Origin of the sequence: Enterococcus sp. 2STP (genome assembly GCF_032465635.1) — a bacterium.
Lineage (GTDB): Bacteria > Bacillota > Bacilli > Lactobacillales > Enterococcaceae > Enterococcus_B > Enterococcus_B lactis.
In genome coordinates this window covers 1-18,802 of record NZ_JAWDJH010000003.1, presented here as the reverse complement: position 1 = coordinate 18,802, position 18,802 = coordinate 1, and the positions used below count along the sequence as shown (strand labels likewise).

The 18,802-nt window shown below is 36.2% G+C and carries 18 protein-coding genes, 1 rRNA gene and 1 other annotated feature; of the genes, 14 read left to right on the top strand and 5 right to left on the bottom strand.

Translation table 11 applies throughout. From position 1 onward, the window contains the following. Positions 1–7 precede the first annotated feature (7 nt). Positions 8–1,171 (bottom strand): site-specific integrase, encoded by a 1,164-nt coding sequence (locus RWU19_RS00550; RefSeq protein WP_316002796.1) that lies wholly within the window; start codon positions 1,169–1,171, stop codon positions 8–10. A gap of 427 nt (positions 1,172–1,598) precedes the next feature. Here RWU19_RS00550 and RWU19_RS00545 point away from each other — a divergent pair, with 427 nt between their 5' ends. Continuing rightward, positions 1,599–1,856, top strand: coding sequence for a helix-turn-helix domain-containing protein (locus RWU19_RS00545; RefSeq protein ID WP_087626289.1), 258 nt, complete (start codon positions 1,599–1,601; stop codon positions 1,854–1,856). An 86-nt stretch (positions 1,857–1,942) separates the two neighbouring features. Further along, positions 1,943–3,361, top strand: coding sequence for a TOTE conflict system archaeo-eukaryotic primase domain-containing protein (locus RWU19_RS00540; protein WP_316002577.1), 1,419 nt, complete (start codon positions 1,943–1,945; stop codon positions 3,359–3,361). Positions 3,362–3,521: 160 nt separating this feature from the next. Here RWU19_RS00540 and RWU19_RS00535 read toward each other — a convergent pair whose 3' ends face one another. Next, positions 3,522–3,857, bottom strand: coding sequence for a helix-turn-helix domain-containing protein (locus RWU19_RS00535; protein ID WP_087626291.1), 336 nt, complete (start codon positions 3,855–3,857; stop codon positions 3,522–3,524). A 130-nt stretch (positions 3,858–3,987) separates the two neighbouring features. Here RWU19_RS00535 and RWU19_RS00530 point away from each other — a divergent pair, with 130 nt between their 5' ends. The 11 genes from RWU19_RS00530 (at position 3,988) to guaB (ending at position 14,113) form a co-directional block, all read left to right on the top strand. Beyond that, a complete protein-coding gene (locus RWU19_RS00530; protein WP_002376334.1) occupies positions 3,988–4,200 on the top strand; it encodes a helix-turn-helix transcriptional regulator in 213 nt (70 codons plus the stop codon). A gap of 40 nt (positions 4,201–4,240) precedes the next feature. Continuing rightward, the gene (locus RWU19_RS00525) at positions 4,241–4,603 is read left to right on the top strand and encodes a zinc-ribbon domain-containing protein (RefSeq protein ID WP_308629319.1); all 363 of its coding nucleotides are present in this window, start codon (positions 4,241–4,243) and stop codon (positions 4,601–4,603) included. A 36-nt stretch (positions 4,604–4,639) separates the two neighbouring features. Further along, positions 4,640–4,966, top strand: a complete 327-nt coding sequence (locus tag RWU19_RS00520) for a hypothetical protein (protein ID WP_308629320.1) — start codon at positions 4,640–4,642, stop codon at positions 4,964–4,966. Between the two features lie 797 nt (positions 4,967–5,763). Then, the gene (locus RWU19_RS00515; protein WP_308629321.1) at positions 5,764–6,939 is read left to right on the top strand and encodes a hypothetical protein; all 1,176 of its coding nucleotides are present in this window, start codon (positions 5,764–5,766) and stop codon (positions 6,937–6,939) included. A gap of 633 nt (positions 6,940–7,572) precedes the next feature. Beyond that, positions 7,573–8,286, top strand: coding sequence for a 16S rRNA (guanine(527)-N(7))-methyltransferase RsmG (rsmG, locus tag RWU19_RS00510; protein ID WP_123838212.1), 714 nt, complete (start codon positions 7,573–7,575; stop codon positions 8,284–8,286). 11 nt (positions 8,287–8,297) lie between these two features. Beyond that, positions 8,298–9,065, top strand: a complete 768-nt coding sequence (locus RWU19_RS00505) for a ParA family protein (protein WP_002293108.1) — start codon at positions 8,298–8,300, stop codon at positions 9,063–9,065. Then, a complete protein-coding gene (locus RWU19_RS00500; RefSeq protein ID WP_002293107.1) occupies positions 9,052–9,942 on the top strand; it encodes a ParB/RepB/Spo0J family partition protein in 891 nt (296 codons plus the stop codon). The genes RWU19_RS00505 and RWU19_RS00500 overlap by 14 nt, the downstream gene beginning before the upstream one ends. Positions 9,943–9,962: 20 nt before the next feature. After that, entirely contained in the window at positions 9,963–10,154 is a 192-nt protein-coding gene (locus RWU19_RS00495) for a DUF951 domain-containing protein (protein WP_002293106.1), read from the top strand. 8 nt (positions 10,155–10,162) lie between these two features. After that, positions 10,163–11,263, top strand: coding sequence for a redox-regulated ATPase YchF (ychF, locus tag RWU19_RS00490; RefSeq protein ID WP_002293105.1), 1,101 nt, complete (start codon positions 10,163–10,165; stop codon positions 11,261–11,263). 89 nt (positions 11,264–11,352) lie between these two features. Then, positions 11,353–12,048, top strand: a complete 696-nt coding sequence (locus tag RWU19_RS00485; RefSeq protein ID WP_002309913.1) for a DUF1129 domain-containing protein — start codon at positions 11,353–11,355, stop codon at positions 12,046–12,048. Between the two features lie 580 nt (positions 12,049–12,628). Then, positions 12,629–14,113: an IMP dehydrogenase gene (gene guaB, locus RWU19_RS00480; RefSeq protein WP_002293341.1), complete on the top strand. Its 1,485-nt coding sequence runs from the start codon at positions 12,629–12,631 to the stop codon at positions 14,111–14,113. A 411-nt stretch (positions 14,114–14,524) separates the two neighbouring features. Here guaB and serS read toward each other — a convergent pair whose 3' ends face one another. From serS to RWU19_RS00465, 3 genes are all read right to left on the bottom strand, one after another. After that, a complete protein-coding gene (gene serS, locus RWU19_RS00475; RefSeq protein WP_002315470.1) occupies positions 14,525–15,796 on the bottom strand; it encodes a serine--tRNA ligase in 1,272 nt (423 codons plus the stop codon). A 49-nt stretch (positions 15,797–15,845) separates the two neighbouring features. Next, positions 15,846–16,051: a binding site (T-box leader), on the bottom strand. A gap of 38 nt (positions 16,052–16,089) precedes the next feature. Further along, positions 16,090–17,298: a sensor histidine kinase gene (locus tag RWU19_RS00470; protein ID WP_002309915.1), complete on the bottom strand. Its 1,209-nt coding sequence runs from the start codon at positions 17,296–17,298 to the stop codon at positions 16,090–16,092. Beyond that, positions 17,285–17,974 (bottom strand): response regulator transcription factor, encoded by a 690-nt coding sequence (locus RWU19_RS00465; protein WP_002295268.1) that lies wholly within the window; start codon positions 17,972–17,974, stop codon positions 17,285–17,287. Before RWU19_RS00465 ends, RWU19_RS00470 begins: the two co-directional genes overlap by 14 nt. Before the next feature lie 739 nt (positions 17,975–18,713). On the opposite strand from RWU19_RS00465, the gene RWU19_RS00460 reads away from it, so the two are divergent. Then, positions 18,714–18,802, top strand: a 16S ribosomal RNA gene (locus RWU19_RS00460); the annotation flags it as partial.

Genomic DNA, 18,802 nt, shown 5'->3' with positions numbered 1-18,802 from the left:
CCGTATATCACGCATTCATGTAGGAATTGAACAATTCAACTGTTTCTTCTTGTCGATTTTGCGATACTTGGATATAGATGTCCATGGTTGTCTTAGATGAAGAATGCCCTAATCTATCTTGTACGTCTTTTACTTGAGCACCTGCTTCAAAAAGCAATGTAGCGTGGGTCTTTCTAAAGCCATGGACTTTGATTATTTTCATATCAGGGAACTTCCTAGCTACTTTACTCATTACATGATTAGGGTAGCCCTTATACAGGAAGTCCCTTTTTTTATTTGCTTTAATAGTGCTGATAACAGGTACATCATCCATATTATCGATTCTGATACCTCTAGAAAGATTCTTTTTTATGACGGTACGTTTCCACTTCCTAAGTATGGTCAAAGTCCCGTCGTCTATTGTGATTGTTCTCTTAGATGACCCTGTCTTTGTAGGATTGATACATAGAGAGCCATCAGATAGCTCTACTAGCGTTTTATTGAACTGCACAGTCTTTTTATCAAAATCGATGTCTTTCCACTTCAGCCCCAGTATTTCCCCCTTCCTAGCTCCTGTATAAGCAGCTAGTCTAAAAAATGTTAGAGCACGATCATCTTTCAGCTCTTGCAAGCAATCAAAGAATTGTCGAAGCTCTTCTTTCGTGTAAAACTCCGCTTCGATCTCTGCAGAGTCATGATTAGACTTAGGTGTAATGGTACGTTCCATGGGATTGGTCTTGATTACGCCAATCAATATACCGTAGTTGAATACCTGTGAAGTGTAACTTTTTATTTTCTGGTAAGAATGATACTTCATTGACCATTCAGTTAGTATTTTTTGACATGTAGCAGGAGTGATAGCCTCTAACTTCATTTTTCCAAAAGAGGGAAGGATTTGGTTCGTGAAGTGATTCTTGATCCGTTGTTCTGTTGTGTTTCGAATATTTTTAACGTGTTGGCTCATCCATAGATCATATAACTCACTGAACGTCTTGATAGAGTGTTGACTTATTCCATTAGATTCGATTTCTAACTGGAATCGAGCCAAGTCTAAAGAGGCTTCTTTTTTTGTTTTGAATCCTCTACGTGTCGTTCGTTTTTCTTTACCTGTCATCGGGTCTTTGCCCATGTAAACTTTGTAAAGCCAAGCTGTGGTGCCATCGCTTTTTTTGTATTGTTGTATAGTTGCCATAGTGATTTCCTCCTTGAAGAAGCCATAGAAGCCCGCTGAGAGCTTGTCAGCTATAAAGGAATCACCTCCCTTCATTTCTTAGTAAAAATGATTTTTTTCAAGAGGAGTATATCTTTTAAAGTAAAAAAAGTAAATCTTGTTTTTGATTAATTCAGCAATTAATGTTGATTATTGTTATTTTTTAATGTAAAATAAAATCGAAAAAGTGATTTTTCTGTTTTCCTAACATATTTTATTGACAAAAAACAATATTTTTTAAATGTTGATATAAAGCTATTGTTTTTTGTCAATAAAGAAAAAACACTAAAAAATATCGAATAAGTTTTATCTAATTAAACTTGAGATACCGAAAAACACCTTGTAGAATTCTTATGCAAAGGTGTTTTTTTATTGCCTAGATATTAAAAAATGAAGGAGTCGAGTGACGATGGAATTAAAAATAGAGTTTGATGATTTCATGCAAGATTTAGAACAGCTGATTGAAGAGACAGTGCAAAGTGTGAATCATAATTCTTACACAAAGGAATATTTTAGCACTAAGGAAGTTCAAGAATACATGGGAGGAATATCAAAAGGAACACTTGCTAAGATGGTTAATCTAGGGCTGAAGAAAATAGTCATAGACAGGATATGTTTATACAAAAAAGCAGACGTTGATGATTTTCTCGAGGAATATAGGAGATAGAGAATATAGTCACATAATAATCAGTATTTGTTTATTTACAAGAAAATAATATAAACAAATAAAAAAGCATAAAGGAGAGAACGTAGATGAATAAATTAGAGTTTGAATTATACAGGGAATCAATTATAAAGAAGATAAATGAATTGTTCATTACTTATAGAAAGACTTACTTGATGCAATATGAATTGAATCAAGGAGACTGTAAGTATAGGGAAGTTAAACATTATTTAACAGATACAATTATTGACAAGCACTTAGCTAATCAGCTCACTGTAGGTATAAAGCTAGGAGCCGGAGGGTTAACTAAGTTCTTTACTTTTGATGTCGATATAAAAGATAACAAATATGAATGTCAAGATGTTACTCGCAAACTTGTTAATCTACTGGTTGATCATTATGGAATCCCCAAAAATGATATACATGTTTCAACCAGTGGACAAAAAGGATATCATGTAGACTTGTATTTTACGGATGTCATTCCAGAATCTAAATTGATACCCTTTTATGAGGAGGTTTTACGTAACTTAAACGAAACACCTAGGAGAATAGAGCGTAGACCAACAACTGGTCAAGGTGTAAAACTACCTTTAGGGATGCATAAGGCAACAAATCAAATTTGTCATTATGTGGATAATCAAACATTTGAAGAATTGAGTATAAAATATTTTCTCAATATTCAACCCATGAATAGAGATGAATTTTGTCAAGATATTCTAAGTCAATGCTCAGTTACAAAAACTACTAAGAATAAACCTAAAATCAATGTAGAGTATCATCCCGATGGAATGTCCAAAGAAGAACTAAAAATAATATTTGAAGAGAACCATTTATTATGTGGTGGTACCCGAAATAATTTCACATTATACGGGGCAATGCTTCTTAAAGAGCAAGGTTATTCTGAACAAGATACATGTAAAAAAATACTTAGTGTATTAGAAAACACGTTATCATCAGAAAAAACATCTCAATATATACGAAGTGTTTCAAAGGATGATTTAAGAAAAGAAACAGCGCGGGTTATACAGACTGTTTATGATCGTGATTATAAATTAGCACGAAACCCCCATAATACTAAAATAGACTTTTGTTATGAAGAGATTCAACTCCTTGTATCTATAGGGAATGTTGCGTTAATTAGATTAGCATTTGTTCTATTAGTACATGCAAAGAGGTACGCAAATGATGAGGGAATATTTTTTTGTACTTACGAGCAACTAAGTAAGCACGGAGTTGATAAAAATAGAGGACGTGTTTTGAAAAGACTCAAACAGTTAGCTTCCCTTGATTTTCTAGTTATTATTATCCAAGGTAAATATTCAGAGGTCACAAAGAAAAAATCCCCTAATTTGTATAGAATTAATAATGATTTTAGTGACAGGGATGGAAAAAAATACTTTGCTTGTGAAGGAATAGTAAGTTTAACAGAGATTGCTATGAATTTTTCTTTAACAGATGAGGAAATACGCATTTTACGTAAAGTGAATGCTAAGTATTTGGTGGAGTAACTCTATTTATGACAAGGTATAAAAAAGCATTTTTAATGCTTTTTTATTTTGCAAGCGTGACAGCATCCTAGAGCATCTTTAAGTTTCTAATTATAGTTTTTCTAGGAATATAATTAAAACCTTGTCAGGGGGACTATACGGGTCTTACATTTAACACCTATTAATAAGTAAAAAAGTTATTACGTTCGGACTCTTGCTTTTTGAGTAATTTCATATAATCAATCGTTCTCTCTCTATCATGGGGGCTGAGTGATCGATACAAGGTCAAAAAGTCTTCCTCCGCTTCAATCATCTCTTCATCTAAAAAATGGCTTACAGGGACCCCAAGCGCTTTTGAAAGAGCGGTTAGGCTTTCTAGATTAGGTTCTGTTACAGAATTTTCCCATCTTGCTACAGCTTGCTGTGTAGAGAAGATTTTTTCAGCTAGTTCTTTTTGTGTCCATCCTAGAGCTTTTCGCTTTTCTCTGATGATTTTTGCATATTGTTTCTGTTTCAATAATTACACCCCCTTTCTCAGTAGGGTACAACAACTTGTTGTATTTGTAATGATATACAAAGTTTTTATATATTTTATGAGTTGAAATACATCATATCGTTGTATATAATAAAAAACAGGGAGTGAGGATATGAAAAAAACAAGTAATCTCAGCCGATACAGAGAAGAAAGAGGACTTTCTCAAACTGAGTTAGCAAGAAAGATGAACGTTACACAACAATGTATAAGTTCATGGCAAACAGGGAGAACAATTCCTAAACCCTATCAAATGAAAATGCTTTCTGAAATATTAAGTGTACCAATAAATGAGTTATTTTCTGAGGTGTTTAATAAAGCAATGTAGTTTGGCAATAAGAAACTACACGATTTTAGGAGGGAAAGACATGTATTGTAGGAAGTGTGGTAAAGAAATAGCAGATGAAAGTAAGTATTGTCAGTTTTGCGGATCATCACAAGAAACAGTTGAGGTAACCGGAATAGAAATAGTAAAGAAAAGTACTGAGCAGACACTCAGTGAAATGAAGGAACAAATCGTACATGGACAAGAGACAGGGAAGCTGTATTTGATTATTGGTTGGGTTTCTATGGTAGTATCGTTAGTATTTATTCCTATTGTATTTGGTGCTGTTGCTGTTATTATGGGTTACTTATATCGAGAGAAAGATGAAAAAATGGGTACGGTTTTGATGATAGCAGGGGTAGCTGGAGCAATTTTTGGTGTACTTTTAGGGATGTCAATGTACTGATGAAAGCAAATTATTTTGGAGATAGGAGATAAAAAGTTGAATAAAGTAAATGTGAACAAGAAGTTTGTCATCATAGGTATCGTTGTCTTGGCTATTATAGGTATCATTTTTTCAAAAATGACGGGTACATCTGGATTAGAGAAGTCATCAGAACCATTGGTAACACAGATTTTACAAGAACAGTATAACTTAAATCGGTCATGTGATGATGTGACGATTACTCATGAAAATGGAGATAACACGTACCGAGCTAAAGCTACGTTAGACAATGGTAGTGCTATCAATATAAATATTGAGTACTATCCAAAGAAAGACCGTATATATGTGGAGATACCATATACTGAGGTGTTAATGTTGAACTAAACCCCACCCCATTGTTATAGAACCGTGTTTCATATGGAACATTTAGGAAGACTAACTTTCTAGGGGTTCCTTTTTTTTGTCTTTTGAAATCCGCTTAAGTGAATTGTATCTGAAATGAAACGATATATAATTGTGTAAATATTGATTTAAACATGTTTCTGTTGTTTCAGATAGTGATAAGTAAGATACAGTTTTTGGAACATTAACTAAATTTTATTTTACTGTTTAGTGTATTTTTTAAGAAATATTTCCTAATGGAAATATTTCAGATGTATATGAAATGATAAAAGTTGAAAAATTAGTTAAAAGTAGTATTCACATATAATAGGTACTTCAATATTTATGGTTACAAGTAAGATTGTATTTTTTCTGGAAATGTGATATATAACATTTCTCTAAAAATGTCAATAGCATTTAGAACGCATGGTAGGCTGTCTAAGGAGTTTTGTTAAATTAAGCATTAAAACTCTTTATTTAAGGTTAAAACGCCCTATAACGGATTTTAGAGTGTTTTTGTGACGTGTTAGTTTGTAGATAAGTATACTATGTGCTATAATATCCATGGAAAATAAAAAAACAATGAATCGGCAAATTCATTGTTAAGGTATTAGTACTATACGGGCATGCATAGGACTTAATAGTTAATATCACATATGTAAGTATACTATCATATAAATAGGTAAATCAAAAGATAGAACTTAAGTTCGTAAATTATTTTTCTTATGTAATATAGTATGTAATACCCTTTTATTTTCTTAATACTTGGCTAAAGCCAATAACAGAAAAAGGGGAACCATATGACAAAATTTATTGAAACTAGAAATTATAATGCCATCCAAGACACAAGTAATAAAGCAACGAAAGCAGATGTAATCAGCCTAATTGGTACTGATGAAATATCCAATTCAATAAAAAAAGAAATCGCTTTTATAGAAAGCGAGTGCAGTGTAGAAGGCTCAAAAGAGGTAATTCAGCTTTTTAAACAAATAAAAAATAAAAAATACGATCAAGATATATCAGCTAAAGAAATAGAATTGATAGGTTTTGATGACAAACAACAAATAATACTAGGAATTAGAAATATAGATAACCCGGAAGAAATTAGTTTTACTGCTAAAGGAATATATTCTTTTAGTAGTACATTCTTGGATGAGTTATTTTGTCTAGACAAATTTGCTGGATATTGCTTACGTACTGGACAAAAAGACTTGCTCATTGATAATATAAAATATTTACTTGAAAACTCGGAAAATAGTAAAAAGCAATATCGTTTTATTGAAGGAAAAAAAGACGGGGAAGTATATTTACGTGCTCTAACTTCTAGTAGATATAGAAATTATGACAATAATATAGTATTGTACTTATGTCTAAATATAATGCATCAGTATTCAAACAGAATGAAGAATCCTGTTTTTATTGAACATGCCTTCATAACAGATTCAAGTTTAAACATGAGTATAAAATTAAAGAATAAAATTTCTTTAGGAAATCAATATCAAGTGCAAATTGGTGTAAATATTTCTAATAGCGAAATTCGTGAAGGTGTTGTTTTATTTGAATTGACATACACTATCATTGATAAAAAAGGAATGAGGTCTACTGCAATTGGAGATAGCGTGTTGAAAGTAAAGCACAACTTAAATGCAGAGACTGTAAAAGAGCGTATAAAAATTCTGTATAAATTAGAAGAGATGTCTAAAGACACATTAAGTGGTATCAACGAAGCTAGACTTTCAAAGAAATTAGATGCTGATCAATTAGGCGTTATTTTTGAAAGGCTGGCAGGAAAAAGAACTAAAGGAATAGGAGCTACAGCAAAACAAGAACTAAGCAGACTTTCAGATGAAGTAGCTGAAAATACTTATTCACTTCTAGAATTATTCAACAAATTAGAAAGTATTAACGCGAGTGTTGATGATTTGACATATATTAAAAGAAAATTTGCGGAATTTTTAACTAAAGGTTTTAGATAATTAAATTTACTATATTGTGAGTGCCCGTAAGCAATTAAGACTAGTATGACAATACATGAAAGAATAAATTGTAATTAAGTGTTTAAAAAAGAAGATATAGACACTAAGAAAAATTAAGCTATTTAATTATAACTGATAGTGATCGTAAATATTCTTAATCAAAGAAACAAACCTTTGTATAGATATTATTCATCTATTCAAAGGTTTGTTTGTATCAGCGGGCTTGTTTTGACTCCGTGTCTGACTCCGTCGTATTGATTTTAAATGATATTCGATGACCAATTAATAGGTCGTTTTTGAAATTTTTGTCTCTATATGACTCAGTTTGATAATTATTGATAGATCGATTTGGGTCTATATCGAACAAGGGAAGATTGCGAAAGTCAGTGAACCAGCGTAATACGTAATAATAAATAGAAGAGAGAACCAGTTTTTGCAGAAATTGCTCAAAGCTAGTTCTCTCTTCTATGTGTATTTTATAAGTGTCATAATAGAAAGAAAAAATCTATCGGCCTTTCTTACTTTTCAAATTTTTAAGAATCCATATGGAAGGATTGCATGTCTTGGAATTTTGCGTTAAAGTAGGGAGAGAATCTGTGAAACAATTGCTGTTTCACAATGAAAGGAATAATTATGATACCAGAAGAATTTCGCCAATCTTTGGCAGAAAAAGGGATAGAGCTTACCGATCATCAAATGGAACAATTTGCTATCTATTATCGGACATTAGTCGAATGGAACGAAAAAATGAATCTTACAGCCATTACGGATGAAAAAGACGTATACTTGAAGCATTTTTACGATTCGCTTACATTAGCATTTGAAGTAGACTTTACGCAACCTTTATCTTTATGCGATGTCGGTTCAGGAGCAGGGTTTCCTAGCGTACCTTTAAAAATTGCCTTTCCCGAATTGCAGATAACGATTGTTGATTCTCTGAATAAACGAATAACCTTCTTGTCTGAACTAACTCGATTATTAGGAATCGATGCTTCCTTATATCATGACCGGGCAGAAACATTTGGACAAAATCCTCAATTTCGTGCATCATTTGACCTTGTCACTGCTCGTGCAGTTGCTCGTTTGAATGTGTTAGTAGAATTATGTTTGCCCTTGGCTAAACAAGAAGGCTATTTTTATGCATTGAAAGCAGCAAAAAGTGAAGAGGAACTGACAGAAGCAAAACAAGCGATTGCTTTATTAGGTGGTAAATTCCTCAAAGAAGAGGCGGTTACCTTGCCGAATGTCTCTGACCAACGGCATATTATCGTCATTCAAAAAAAGAAAATAACCCCAAAGAAATACCCAAGAAAGCCCGGTCTGCCTAATAAGCAGCCAATCAAATAGGAGGAGAAGAGATGGCACAAATAATATCTGTTGCGAACCAAAAAGGTGGCGTCGGCAAAACAACGACGACGGTAAATCTAGGTGCTTGTCTTGCCAGCCTTGGCAAAAAAGTATTGCTAGTGGATATGGATGCACAAGGAAATGCTACCAGTGGTGTCGGGATCAGAAAACCCGATGTGACAAAAGACATCTATGACGTTCTAGTCAATGAATTGCCAATTGATGAGGCGACGTTGATCACTGAACATGAAAATTTGAGTATTGTGCCTGCGACTCTCCAATTAGCAGGAGCAGAGATCGAATTGACATCAATGATGGCAAGAGAATCAAGATTAAAAGGATCTTTAGCAGAAGTCAGCAGCCAGTATGATTATATTTTGATCGACTGTCCGCCTTCTCTTGGCCATTTGACAATCAATTCATTTACAGCAAGTGATTCGATTTTGATACCTGTTCAGTGTGAATATTACGCATTGGAAGGATTAAGCCAATTACTGAATACGGTTCGTTTAGTCCAAAAGCACTTCAATCCAGAATTGGAAATAGAAGGTGTCTTGCTGACCATGTATGATGCACGAACAAATCTGGGAAATGAAGTCGTAGAAGAAGTACGCAAATACTTCCGCGAAAAAGTCTATGAAACAATCATCCCAAGAAATATTCGTTTATCAGAAGCACCTAGTCATGGAAAACCGATCATCGACTACGATCCACGTTCTCGGGGAGCTGAAGTCTACCAAGCATTGGCAAAGGAAGTGGTAAGTCGTGAAGAAAAGTAAAGGATTAGGCCGAGGAATCGATGCATTGTTCCAAGATTTAGAAAACTTAGAGACGGTGGATGTAAAAGATGATACCGTGGTCCAGTTGCCATTGAATGAGCTGCGTCCAAATCCGTATCAGCCTCGTAAGACATTTGAAGAAGTATCTTTGCAAGAACTAGCTAATTCTATTGAACAATCAGGCGTCTTCCAACCAATCATCGTACGCCGTTCTGCAGTAAAAGGATATGAGATCATCGCAGGGGAAAGACGTTTTCGAGCGTCCAAACTAGCTGAAAAAGAAACGATCCCTGCTATCGTCAGAGACTTTGACGAAGAAGCAATGATGCAAGTAGCCGTGTTGGAAAACCTGCAACGGGAAGATCTGAATCCATTAGAAGAAGCAGAAGCGTATGAAATGCTGATGAAAAATCTGAAACTGACACAAGCAGAAGTGGCTAGTCGTTTAGGAAAGAGCAGACCTTATATCGCCAATTATTTGCGCTTGCTTTCTTTACCAGATCTTGTTAAGGAAATGGTGCAAGATCAACGTTTATCTATGGGACAAGCTCGTACGCTGTTAGGCTTGAAAAACAAATCATTGATCTTGAAATTAGCCAATCGTGCAGTAACTGAAAATTTAACTGTCCGCCAACTGGAACAGATCGTTTCTGAGTTAAATCAAAACGATGGAAAAGAAAAGAAAAAAATCCCAAGGCTAGCAAAGGAAAAACCCTATTATATCCGAGAAAGCGAAGATCGTTTGATGGATAAATTCGGTACGAGCGTAGCTATCCAAGAAAAAAACGGGAAAGGTAAGATCGAGATCGAATACCTTTCTCAAAAAGATTTGACACGAATTCTTGATATCTTGAATATTCAATTTGATGAAGAATAAACAAAAAGGAGGCTATTTTTATGTACGACTTGCACGATATCGTTGAAATGAAAAAACCTCACGCTTGCCAGACGAACCGCTGGGAAGTCATTCGAATGGGCGCAGATATCAAAATCAGATGTATGAATTGCGGACATATCGTCATGATGACCCGTCGAGATTTTGAAAAGAAATTAAAAAAAGTAATTGAAAAAAATGCAGAGAAAGAGTGAATAAATTTATGGCATTGACTGCTGGAATTGTTGGGTTGCCCAACGTAGGAAAATCAACTTTGTTTAATGCGATCACAAAAGCAGGAGCAGAAGCAGCAAACTATCCCTTTGCGACGATCGACCCTAACGTAGGGATGGTAGAAGTACCTGACTGGCGTTTGCAACGCTTAACAGAACTTGTACATCCGAAAAAAACTGTTCCGACGACTTTTGAATTTACAGATATTGCTGGGATCGTAAAAGGCGCTAGTAAAGGAGAAGGTTTGGGGAATCAATTCTTAAGCCATATCCGCCAAGTAGATGCTATTTGTCACGTTGTCCGCTGTTTTGATGATGATAATATCACTCACGTAGAAGGACGCGTCGATCCACTAGAAGATATTGATACAATCAACTTGGAACTAGTGTTAGCAGACTTGGAATCGATCAACAAACGCTATACTCGTGTAGCAAAAGTTGCTAAAACCAAAGATAAAGATGCAGTGGCAGAGCTAGCTGTATTGGACAAAATCAAACCTGTACTGGAAGAAGGAAAATCTGCTCGAACGATCGAATTCACAGAAGAAGAACAAAAAATCGTTAAATCACTATTCTTATTGACGACAAAACCAATTCTTTACGTAGCAAATGTGTCAGAAGATGATGTGGCAGATGCAGATGCGAATCATTATGTACAAGAAGTGCGCAACTTTGCGGCAGAAGAAAATGCAGAAGTGATCGTGGTCAGTGCTCGTGCAGAAGAAGAAATCGCAGAATTAGATGAAGAAGACAAAGCAGAATTTCTAGAAGCTTTAGGAATCGAAGAATCAGGTTTGGATCAGTTGATCCGTGCCGCTTATGATTTGTTAGGCTTAGCTACTTACTTTACTGCTGGGGAACAAGAAGTACGTGCTTGGACATTCAAAAAAGGAATCAAAGCGCCGCAAGCAGCAGGAATCATCCATTCAGATTTCGAACGCGGATTTATCCGTGCGGAAACTGTCTCTTTTGAAGACTTGGATCATTATGGAAACATGCATGCAGCAAAAGAAGCTGGGCGTGTTCGATTAGAAGGAAAAGATTATGTCGTACAAGATGGCGATGTAATGTTATTCCGCTTTAATGTGTAAAAGGGCTATCAAACTAGCTGTAGAATATGGTAGAATGTCTTTTGTGACGACCGTTGAGAAAAGGAACGGCTAAGGAGGACTATTAGATAATGGAACCAGAACAATTACGAGAAATCGTAAAAGAAAACAATAGTTTAGAAACAAAATTAACCAAAAGAAATCAACAGTACATTTTTGATTTGAAAAAATCTTTAGAAGCAGCGAATTTGTCTGAAGAAGAAAAAGTAAAAGCCCTTCATGACATTCTGCCTACTTTAGTTGCAGAACAAAAAGGCGGAAAAACAGCTCGCCAATTGTTCGGGACAGTCTCTGAAAGAACGGAAGCAATCATCAATAAACCAGCAGAAGTACAAAATACATCGACCCCTTTATTGATGTGGTTGGATAATACATTACTACTGCTTGGTCTATTAAGTATCATGATCGCGATTACCGGATTGTTTTCACGTGGAACAACGCCAGCTTATGGATTCTCTACACTCGTTCTAGGTTCTGCAATCGGTGGCTGGGTCTTTTATATGATGTACAAGTACATCTATCAGTATGAATACCCAGGAGCAGATCGAAGCAAGAAACCAGGAATGGGTAAAACATTGCTTATCCTAGGTGGAACGACACTTCTTTGGGTCGTGCTGTTTTCTGCGACAACGCTATTGCCGCCAGTTATCAATCCAGTATTAGATCCGATAGTAGTTATCATCATCGGAGCAGCTGCTTTAGCCGTCCGTTACTACTTGAAGAAAAAGTATGGGATCATTGGAAGTTTATCCGTTCCAAGAAGATAAACCAGAAAGCAGAGCAGTAGCTTTACTAAATATTGAGAGGTAGTAAAGGACCTCATTCCGTTTATCCATAGTTAAATAATAGTAAGGGGCTGTGACAAAAGTCTTGTCGCAGCTCCTTTTTTCGAATAAACGGTGTTCAAAAGCTTGCATCTGCGGTAATAAGCCCAACCAAACGAAAAATAGGAGGAGCTATTTTTGTTTGGCTGTTCTTATTACTTGATGCAGAACAGCTTTTTCACAACCTCTCCACTAAACGGTGTTCAATCAGCTGACCCTCGGCATTAGTTCAAAAGCTTGCATCTGCGGTAATAAGTCCAACCAAACGAAAAATATGAGGAGCTATTTTTGTTTAGCTGTTCTTATTACTTGATGCAGAACAGCTTTTTCACAACCTCTCCGCTAAACGGTGTTCAATCAGCTAACCACTTCTGTCGCACTCTCTTTTAGTATATACACAGATGTAAGCGGTTTATATTGGTATTCTATGAGAAAGCTAATTTGATTCCATGTAGATCATTGACTTAAATGAAAAAATCAATTATTTTAATAGATAAACTAAATTAGAGGAGTGGTACTAAAAATGTCCAACTGGGAAACAAAGTTCACGAAAAAAGGATTTACTTTTGATGATGTCTTATTGATACCAGCAGAAAGTCACGTGTTACCAAACGAAGTGGATATGAGCGTACAATTAGCTAAAAATATTAAGTTGAATATTCCAATCATCAGTGCAAGTATGGATACCGTTACCGACAGCAAGATGGCCATCGCTATGGCAAGACAAGGCGGATTAGGTGTGATCCATAAAAACATGACGATCAGCCAGCAAGCGGATGAAGTAAGAAAAGTCAAACGTTCTGAAAGTGGCGTCATCATTGATCCGTTCTTCTTAACGCCACAGCATCTTGTAGCAGACGCAGAAGAATTGATGAGCAAATACCGTATCAGTGGTGTGCCAATCGTTGAAACACTTGAAAACAGAAAATTGGTAGGGATCATTACAAACCGCGACATGCGTTTTGTAACAGATTACCACATGCCGATTGCTGATGTGATGACAAAAGACAACTTAGTGACTGCCCCAGTAGGTACCTCTCTAAAAGATGCAGAAAAGATTTTGCAAAAACATAAAATCGAAAAATTACCAATCGTTGATAACGAAGGTCGTTTAAGCGGATTGATCACGATCAAAGATATCGAGAAAGTGATCGAATTTCCAAATGCAGCAAAAGATGAACATGGTCGATTGCTTGTAGCAGCAGCTGTTGGTGTAACAAGCGATACATTCGAGCGTGCGAATGCTTTATTAGAAGCAGGGGTAGATGCAATCATCATCGATACAGCTCATGGACATAGTGCAGGTGTAATCCGAAAAATCCAAGAAATCCGTTCAACTTTTGCAGATGCAACATTGATTGCTGGGAACGTTGCGACGGCTGAAGCGACAAAAGCTTTATATGATGCAGGGGTGGATGTCGTAAAAGTCGGTATCGGACCAGGATCGATTTGTACGACACGTGTGGTAGCCGGTGTAGGTGTACCTCAGCTCACAGCCATCTATGATGCAGCATCAGTTGCTCGTCAATATGGCAAAGCGATTATTGCAGACGGAGGAATCAAGTACTCTGGTGACATCGTCAAAGCATTAGCTGCCGGCGGACATGCAGTTATGTTAGGCAGCATGTTGGCGGGGACAGATGAATCACCAGGTGAATTCGAAATCTTCCAAGGACGTCGATTCAAAACATACCGAGGTATGGGTTCATTAGGCGCGATGGAAAAAGGTTCAAAAGACCGTTACTTCCAAGGTAGTGTCAATGAAGCAAATAAATTAGTACCAGAAGGAATCGAAGGTCGGGTTGCTTACAAAGGAAGTGTTGCAGACATTATTTTCCAAATGATCGGCGGTTTGCGTTCAGGAATGGGTTATGTTGGGGCAGCCAATTTACAGCAATTACGTGATGAAGCGCAATTCATCCAAATGAGCGGCAGCGGATTAAAAGAATCACACCCTCATGATGTACAAATCACGAAAGAAGCACCAAACTATTCAGTTGAATCTTAAAAATACTAAAAAAGAGTGGTGACACAACATGTGTCACCACTCTTTTTTTGAATAAACAATGTTCCTTTGCCAACTCCGAATCACAAGTACAATATTCATAAAATATGAAGAGCTGTTTTTTGAAATTGTTCCTTGTGACTCGGAGCTGAACGGCAGGCTTACGACTTCTTGGTAAACGGTGTTCAAAAGCCAATTTCTCGGTATTAAGTCCAATTTATGCAAAAATGTGGAAAGCCATTTTCACAAAATTTTTCTTAATACTCGAAACTAAGCGGCTTTTTCACAACCTCTGATAAACAGTGTTCAATCAGCTGGCCCTCGGTATTAGCTCAACAAACGGCAAAATATGAGGAGCTATTTTTGTTTGGCATTTCTTATTACTTGATGCAGGAGAGCTTTTTCACAACCTCTTTATTTAATAACTTTCAGATTACCCATATAAGGAACGAGCGCTTCTGGAACTGTGACAGAACCATCTTCATTTTGGTAGTTTTCCAAAATGGCAGCTACTGTACGGCCAACCGCAAGTCCTGAACCATTCAAAGTATGAGCATAGTGGATTTTTCCATCATTATCGCGATAACGGATCATGGCGCGACGTGCTTGGAAATCTTCACAGTTAGAACAAGAACTGATTTCACGATAAGTATCTTGTGCAGGAATCCATACTTCTAAATCATAAGTTTTAGCTGCAGAAAAGCCCATGTCTCCAGTTGATAAGGCCATTACACGATAAGGCAAATGCAGTTTTTTCAAGATATCTTCTGCATCAGCTGTCATTTTTTCCAATTCTTCGTAAGAATGTTCTGCATCCGAGAATTTGACCATTTCTACTTTATTGAATTGGTGAAGACGGATCAGGCCTCGAGTATCCCGACCGGCACTTCCAGCTTCAGAACGAAAAGCAGGACTTAGCGCAGTGAAATAAACAGGTAAATCCGCACCATCTAAAATTTCATCATTATAATAGTTAGTCAATGGGACTTCAGCTGTCGGAATCAATGTTAAATCAGTATTCTCCAATTGGAAAACATCTTCTTTGAATTTTGGAAATTGTCCTGTACCAAACATCGCTTTACTGTTGACGATATAAGGAGTAATCATTTCAGTATAGCCGTGTTCGTAAATATGCTGATCAAGCATGAAGTTGTAGACTGCACGTTCTAATCGAGCGCCCAACCCTTTATAATAAACAAAACGGCTACCGGCTACTTTTGCGCCACGTTCAAAGTCTAAAATATCAAGATTTTCTGCAATTTCCCAGTGTGGTTTTGGCTCAAAAGCAAATGTACGTGGTTCGCTCCAACGACGGATTTCTACATTGTCCTCTTCATCTGATCCAACTGGCACAGAATCATGGGGAAGGTTTGGCAAAGTAGTGGCAATTTGTTTCAATTTTTCATCTACTTCAGCAATTTCAGTATCCAATGCTTTGATGTTGCCGCCGACTTCTTTCATTTCAGCGATTTTAGCAGAAGCATCTTCTTTTGCACGCTTCAATTGAGCGATCTCAGCAGAAACGTCATTTCGATATTTTTTCAATTCTTCACTTTTGACTAGTAATTTGCGGCGGTTTTCATCTAGTTCCATGAATTCAGCTAATGTTTCTTTTTTAACGCCCCGAGTCATTAGTTTTTCTTGTACTTCTTCGATATTTTGTCGCATCATTTTTACATCTAACATATGTTTTCCTCCTTTTTGAAAATAAAAAAAGACTGATCCATCCCATTATTCTTGGGACGAATCAGTCTGAAATTCGCGGTACCACCCAAGTTCAGCATAAGCTGCACTTGTTGAACACATAACGGCTGTTGAACCGACCTTTCTTATTTCGAAAGGGCACGTAAACGAACTGGAACTTCCAAATTATCCTTTGCTGATTTGCACCTGCCATCAGCTCTCTGAAAAAGAATAAAGTGTACTGGGTTCTGTGTTTTTCATTTATTCTAATAATTGTAATAAGAATAGCGAATATTTCAGCTTTCGTCAATAACTTCCTGTGCATCAATAGGTAATTTTTCATTTTTCTTGATTGGAAGGTGCATGATGAAAGAAGTCCATTGCTTATCTGATTTTGCATAAATGTAGCCACCATGTAAAGCCACAATGCTTTGAGCGATTGCTAAACCAAGCCCAGTTCCTCCAGTTGCTTGTGACCGAGATTCTTCTACACGATAAAAACGGTCGAATAGATTATCGATTGCCTGTTGCGGGATCATTGCTCCATTATTTTTGACCGTTGCAACAACTTCTGAACCGACACGTTCTACTTCGATCACGATCTTCGTTGCTCCTTTTCCATATTTCAACGCATTCGTCAAAAGATTATTGAAGACACGTACAAGTTTTTCTGTATCGCCATCCATGATAAGGGAATCTACTTTTGACTGCACAAGTATTTGGATATTTTTTTTAGAAGCTTCCAACTCAAAATCAGCAGCTAACTGTTCGATCAACTGGATCATATCAAAGGCAGAAAAATTTACTGGGACAGCAGGCTGGCGTACCTTAGTGTATTCAAATAAGTCGTCCACTAAAGATTTCATCTGCTTTGCTTTAATATAAGCGGTATGTGTATACTTTAAAAGATCTTCTTCTGAGTGATACTGACCATCTTCTATCAATCCTAGATATCCAATGATAGAAGTAAGAGGGGTACGGATATCGTGACTAACATTTGTGATCAATTCATCTTTTGATTTCTCGATTTTACGTTCGTCTTCAATCGCTGCTACTGTGCTATCTACCAATCCATTGATACTTGTTACAACTCGGCTTAAGTCACCACTAAGTTCAAAAGGGATACGATGATCATAATTTCCATTTGCGATGTAATGAAGTTCACTGATGATATGTCGTAATTGCATTTGGCGATATCTTCGAATCAAACGCCAATACAAAACACCAATATCTAATAGAAAGAAAAAGGGAATAATAAAGTTTCGACCGTTCCAAAATAAATCAGTGTTCAATCGTTCCGCAAAAATATTCTTTGAATCCCAAATCGCATTTGTCAAAGAAGGTGAACTATTGATTACCGAACTGATAACAACCAAAATAGAAACATTTAATAGAAGTAAAAGGATGATCGTGATGATTCCTTCCGCTAACAATTCGCTGATTTCTTTTGAAGTCAAGTTGATCCGACGGCGTTTTTCAGTTGCTCGTTTACTATCTTGCGTCAATTTTATAGCCCACTCCCCAAACGGTTTGAATGACTTTTTCACCACCAGTTGCTTCTTCGATCTTATCTCTTAAATGGCTAACATGAACCATGACAGTTTTAGCAGAGACAATACTTTCTTGTTTCCAAACACGCTCAAAAATTTCATCCGCGCTAAATACTCGATTAGGATGACTAGCAAGCAAGTAGAGGATACCGAATTCCAAAGCTGTTAACTGGATTTCTTTCCCATCGATTGTTTTAACTTCATGAGAGTCTTTATTGATGATTAATGCATTTACTTCTAATACATCAGGCTGATCTGGGGCAATCTGCATTTTTGTACGCCGTAATAAAGACTTTACTCTAGCCATTACTTCTAATGGATTAAACGGTTTGGTTACATAATCATCTGCACCAGCCACCAGTCCTTTGATCTTATCCATATCAGTAGTTTTTGCTGTCAGCATAATGATTGGGATTTGAGATTCTTTTCGCAGCTCTTTCACTACTTGCATCCCGTCCATCTCTGGCATCATGATATCTAAAATAAGTAATTCAATATCAGGGATTGTTCTGATTTTAGATAATGCTTCTTTCCCATCATAAGCCTTTACTGCTTCATAGCCTTCATTGTGAACATAGATACTTAATAATTCAACGATTTCTTTATCATCGTCAGCAATCAAAATTTTCATAAATAAATCCTCCAGAGTCATATTGTTACTATTATTCTAGCAAAAAAAAGCAGAAATAGATAAAAGCAGCACTTTGTTAAGGAAAATTTTAGAAGGTGAGAGATTTGGTTCTCATAAATAGGACAAAACATGAACGTTAAACTGAAAATAAAAGGATTTTTCGTTTTTTAAGGTTATAAAGACGAACAAAAAAGGAGAAGAACTAATTAACGATCATATAAGCTGGAAATGTTGATAAATAAGCATTTTCTTATTGACTTTCGTATGTGATGTTGATATATTATTATTTGTTCAAAAGAACACCAATAACTTAAAATAATAAAAAATAAGTTATTGACATGTTGATAATGACATGATAAGATAACTGAGTTGTTAAAAAAGAACAGCTTGCGAAGCTTGATTCTATCGAAAAAAACTTCAAAAAAGTTCTTGACAAATAACAAACAACAAGTTATGATAAATGAGTTGCTGAAAGATTTCGAAAAACGAAATCGAAAAAACTTTTAAAAAAAGAGTTGACAATCGCTTGTCGCTCTGATATGATATAAAAGTTGCTACGGCAGCCAAAAACAAATCGGAGAAACACTTCCGATGAAGTAGACCTTTGAAAACTGAACAAAGTAAGACAAACCAAATGTGTAGGGCGTCTTGATTCAATTCAAGACAACAAACATTTTTAACAAGCAAGCAATATGCTAGCGAACAAATTGAGCTTAACAATCGCAAGATTGTTCGAACTTTTTATGAGAGTTTGATCCTGGCTCAGGACGAACGCTGGCGGCGTGCCTAATACATGCAAGTCGTACGCTTCTTTTTCCACCGGAGCTT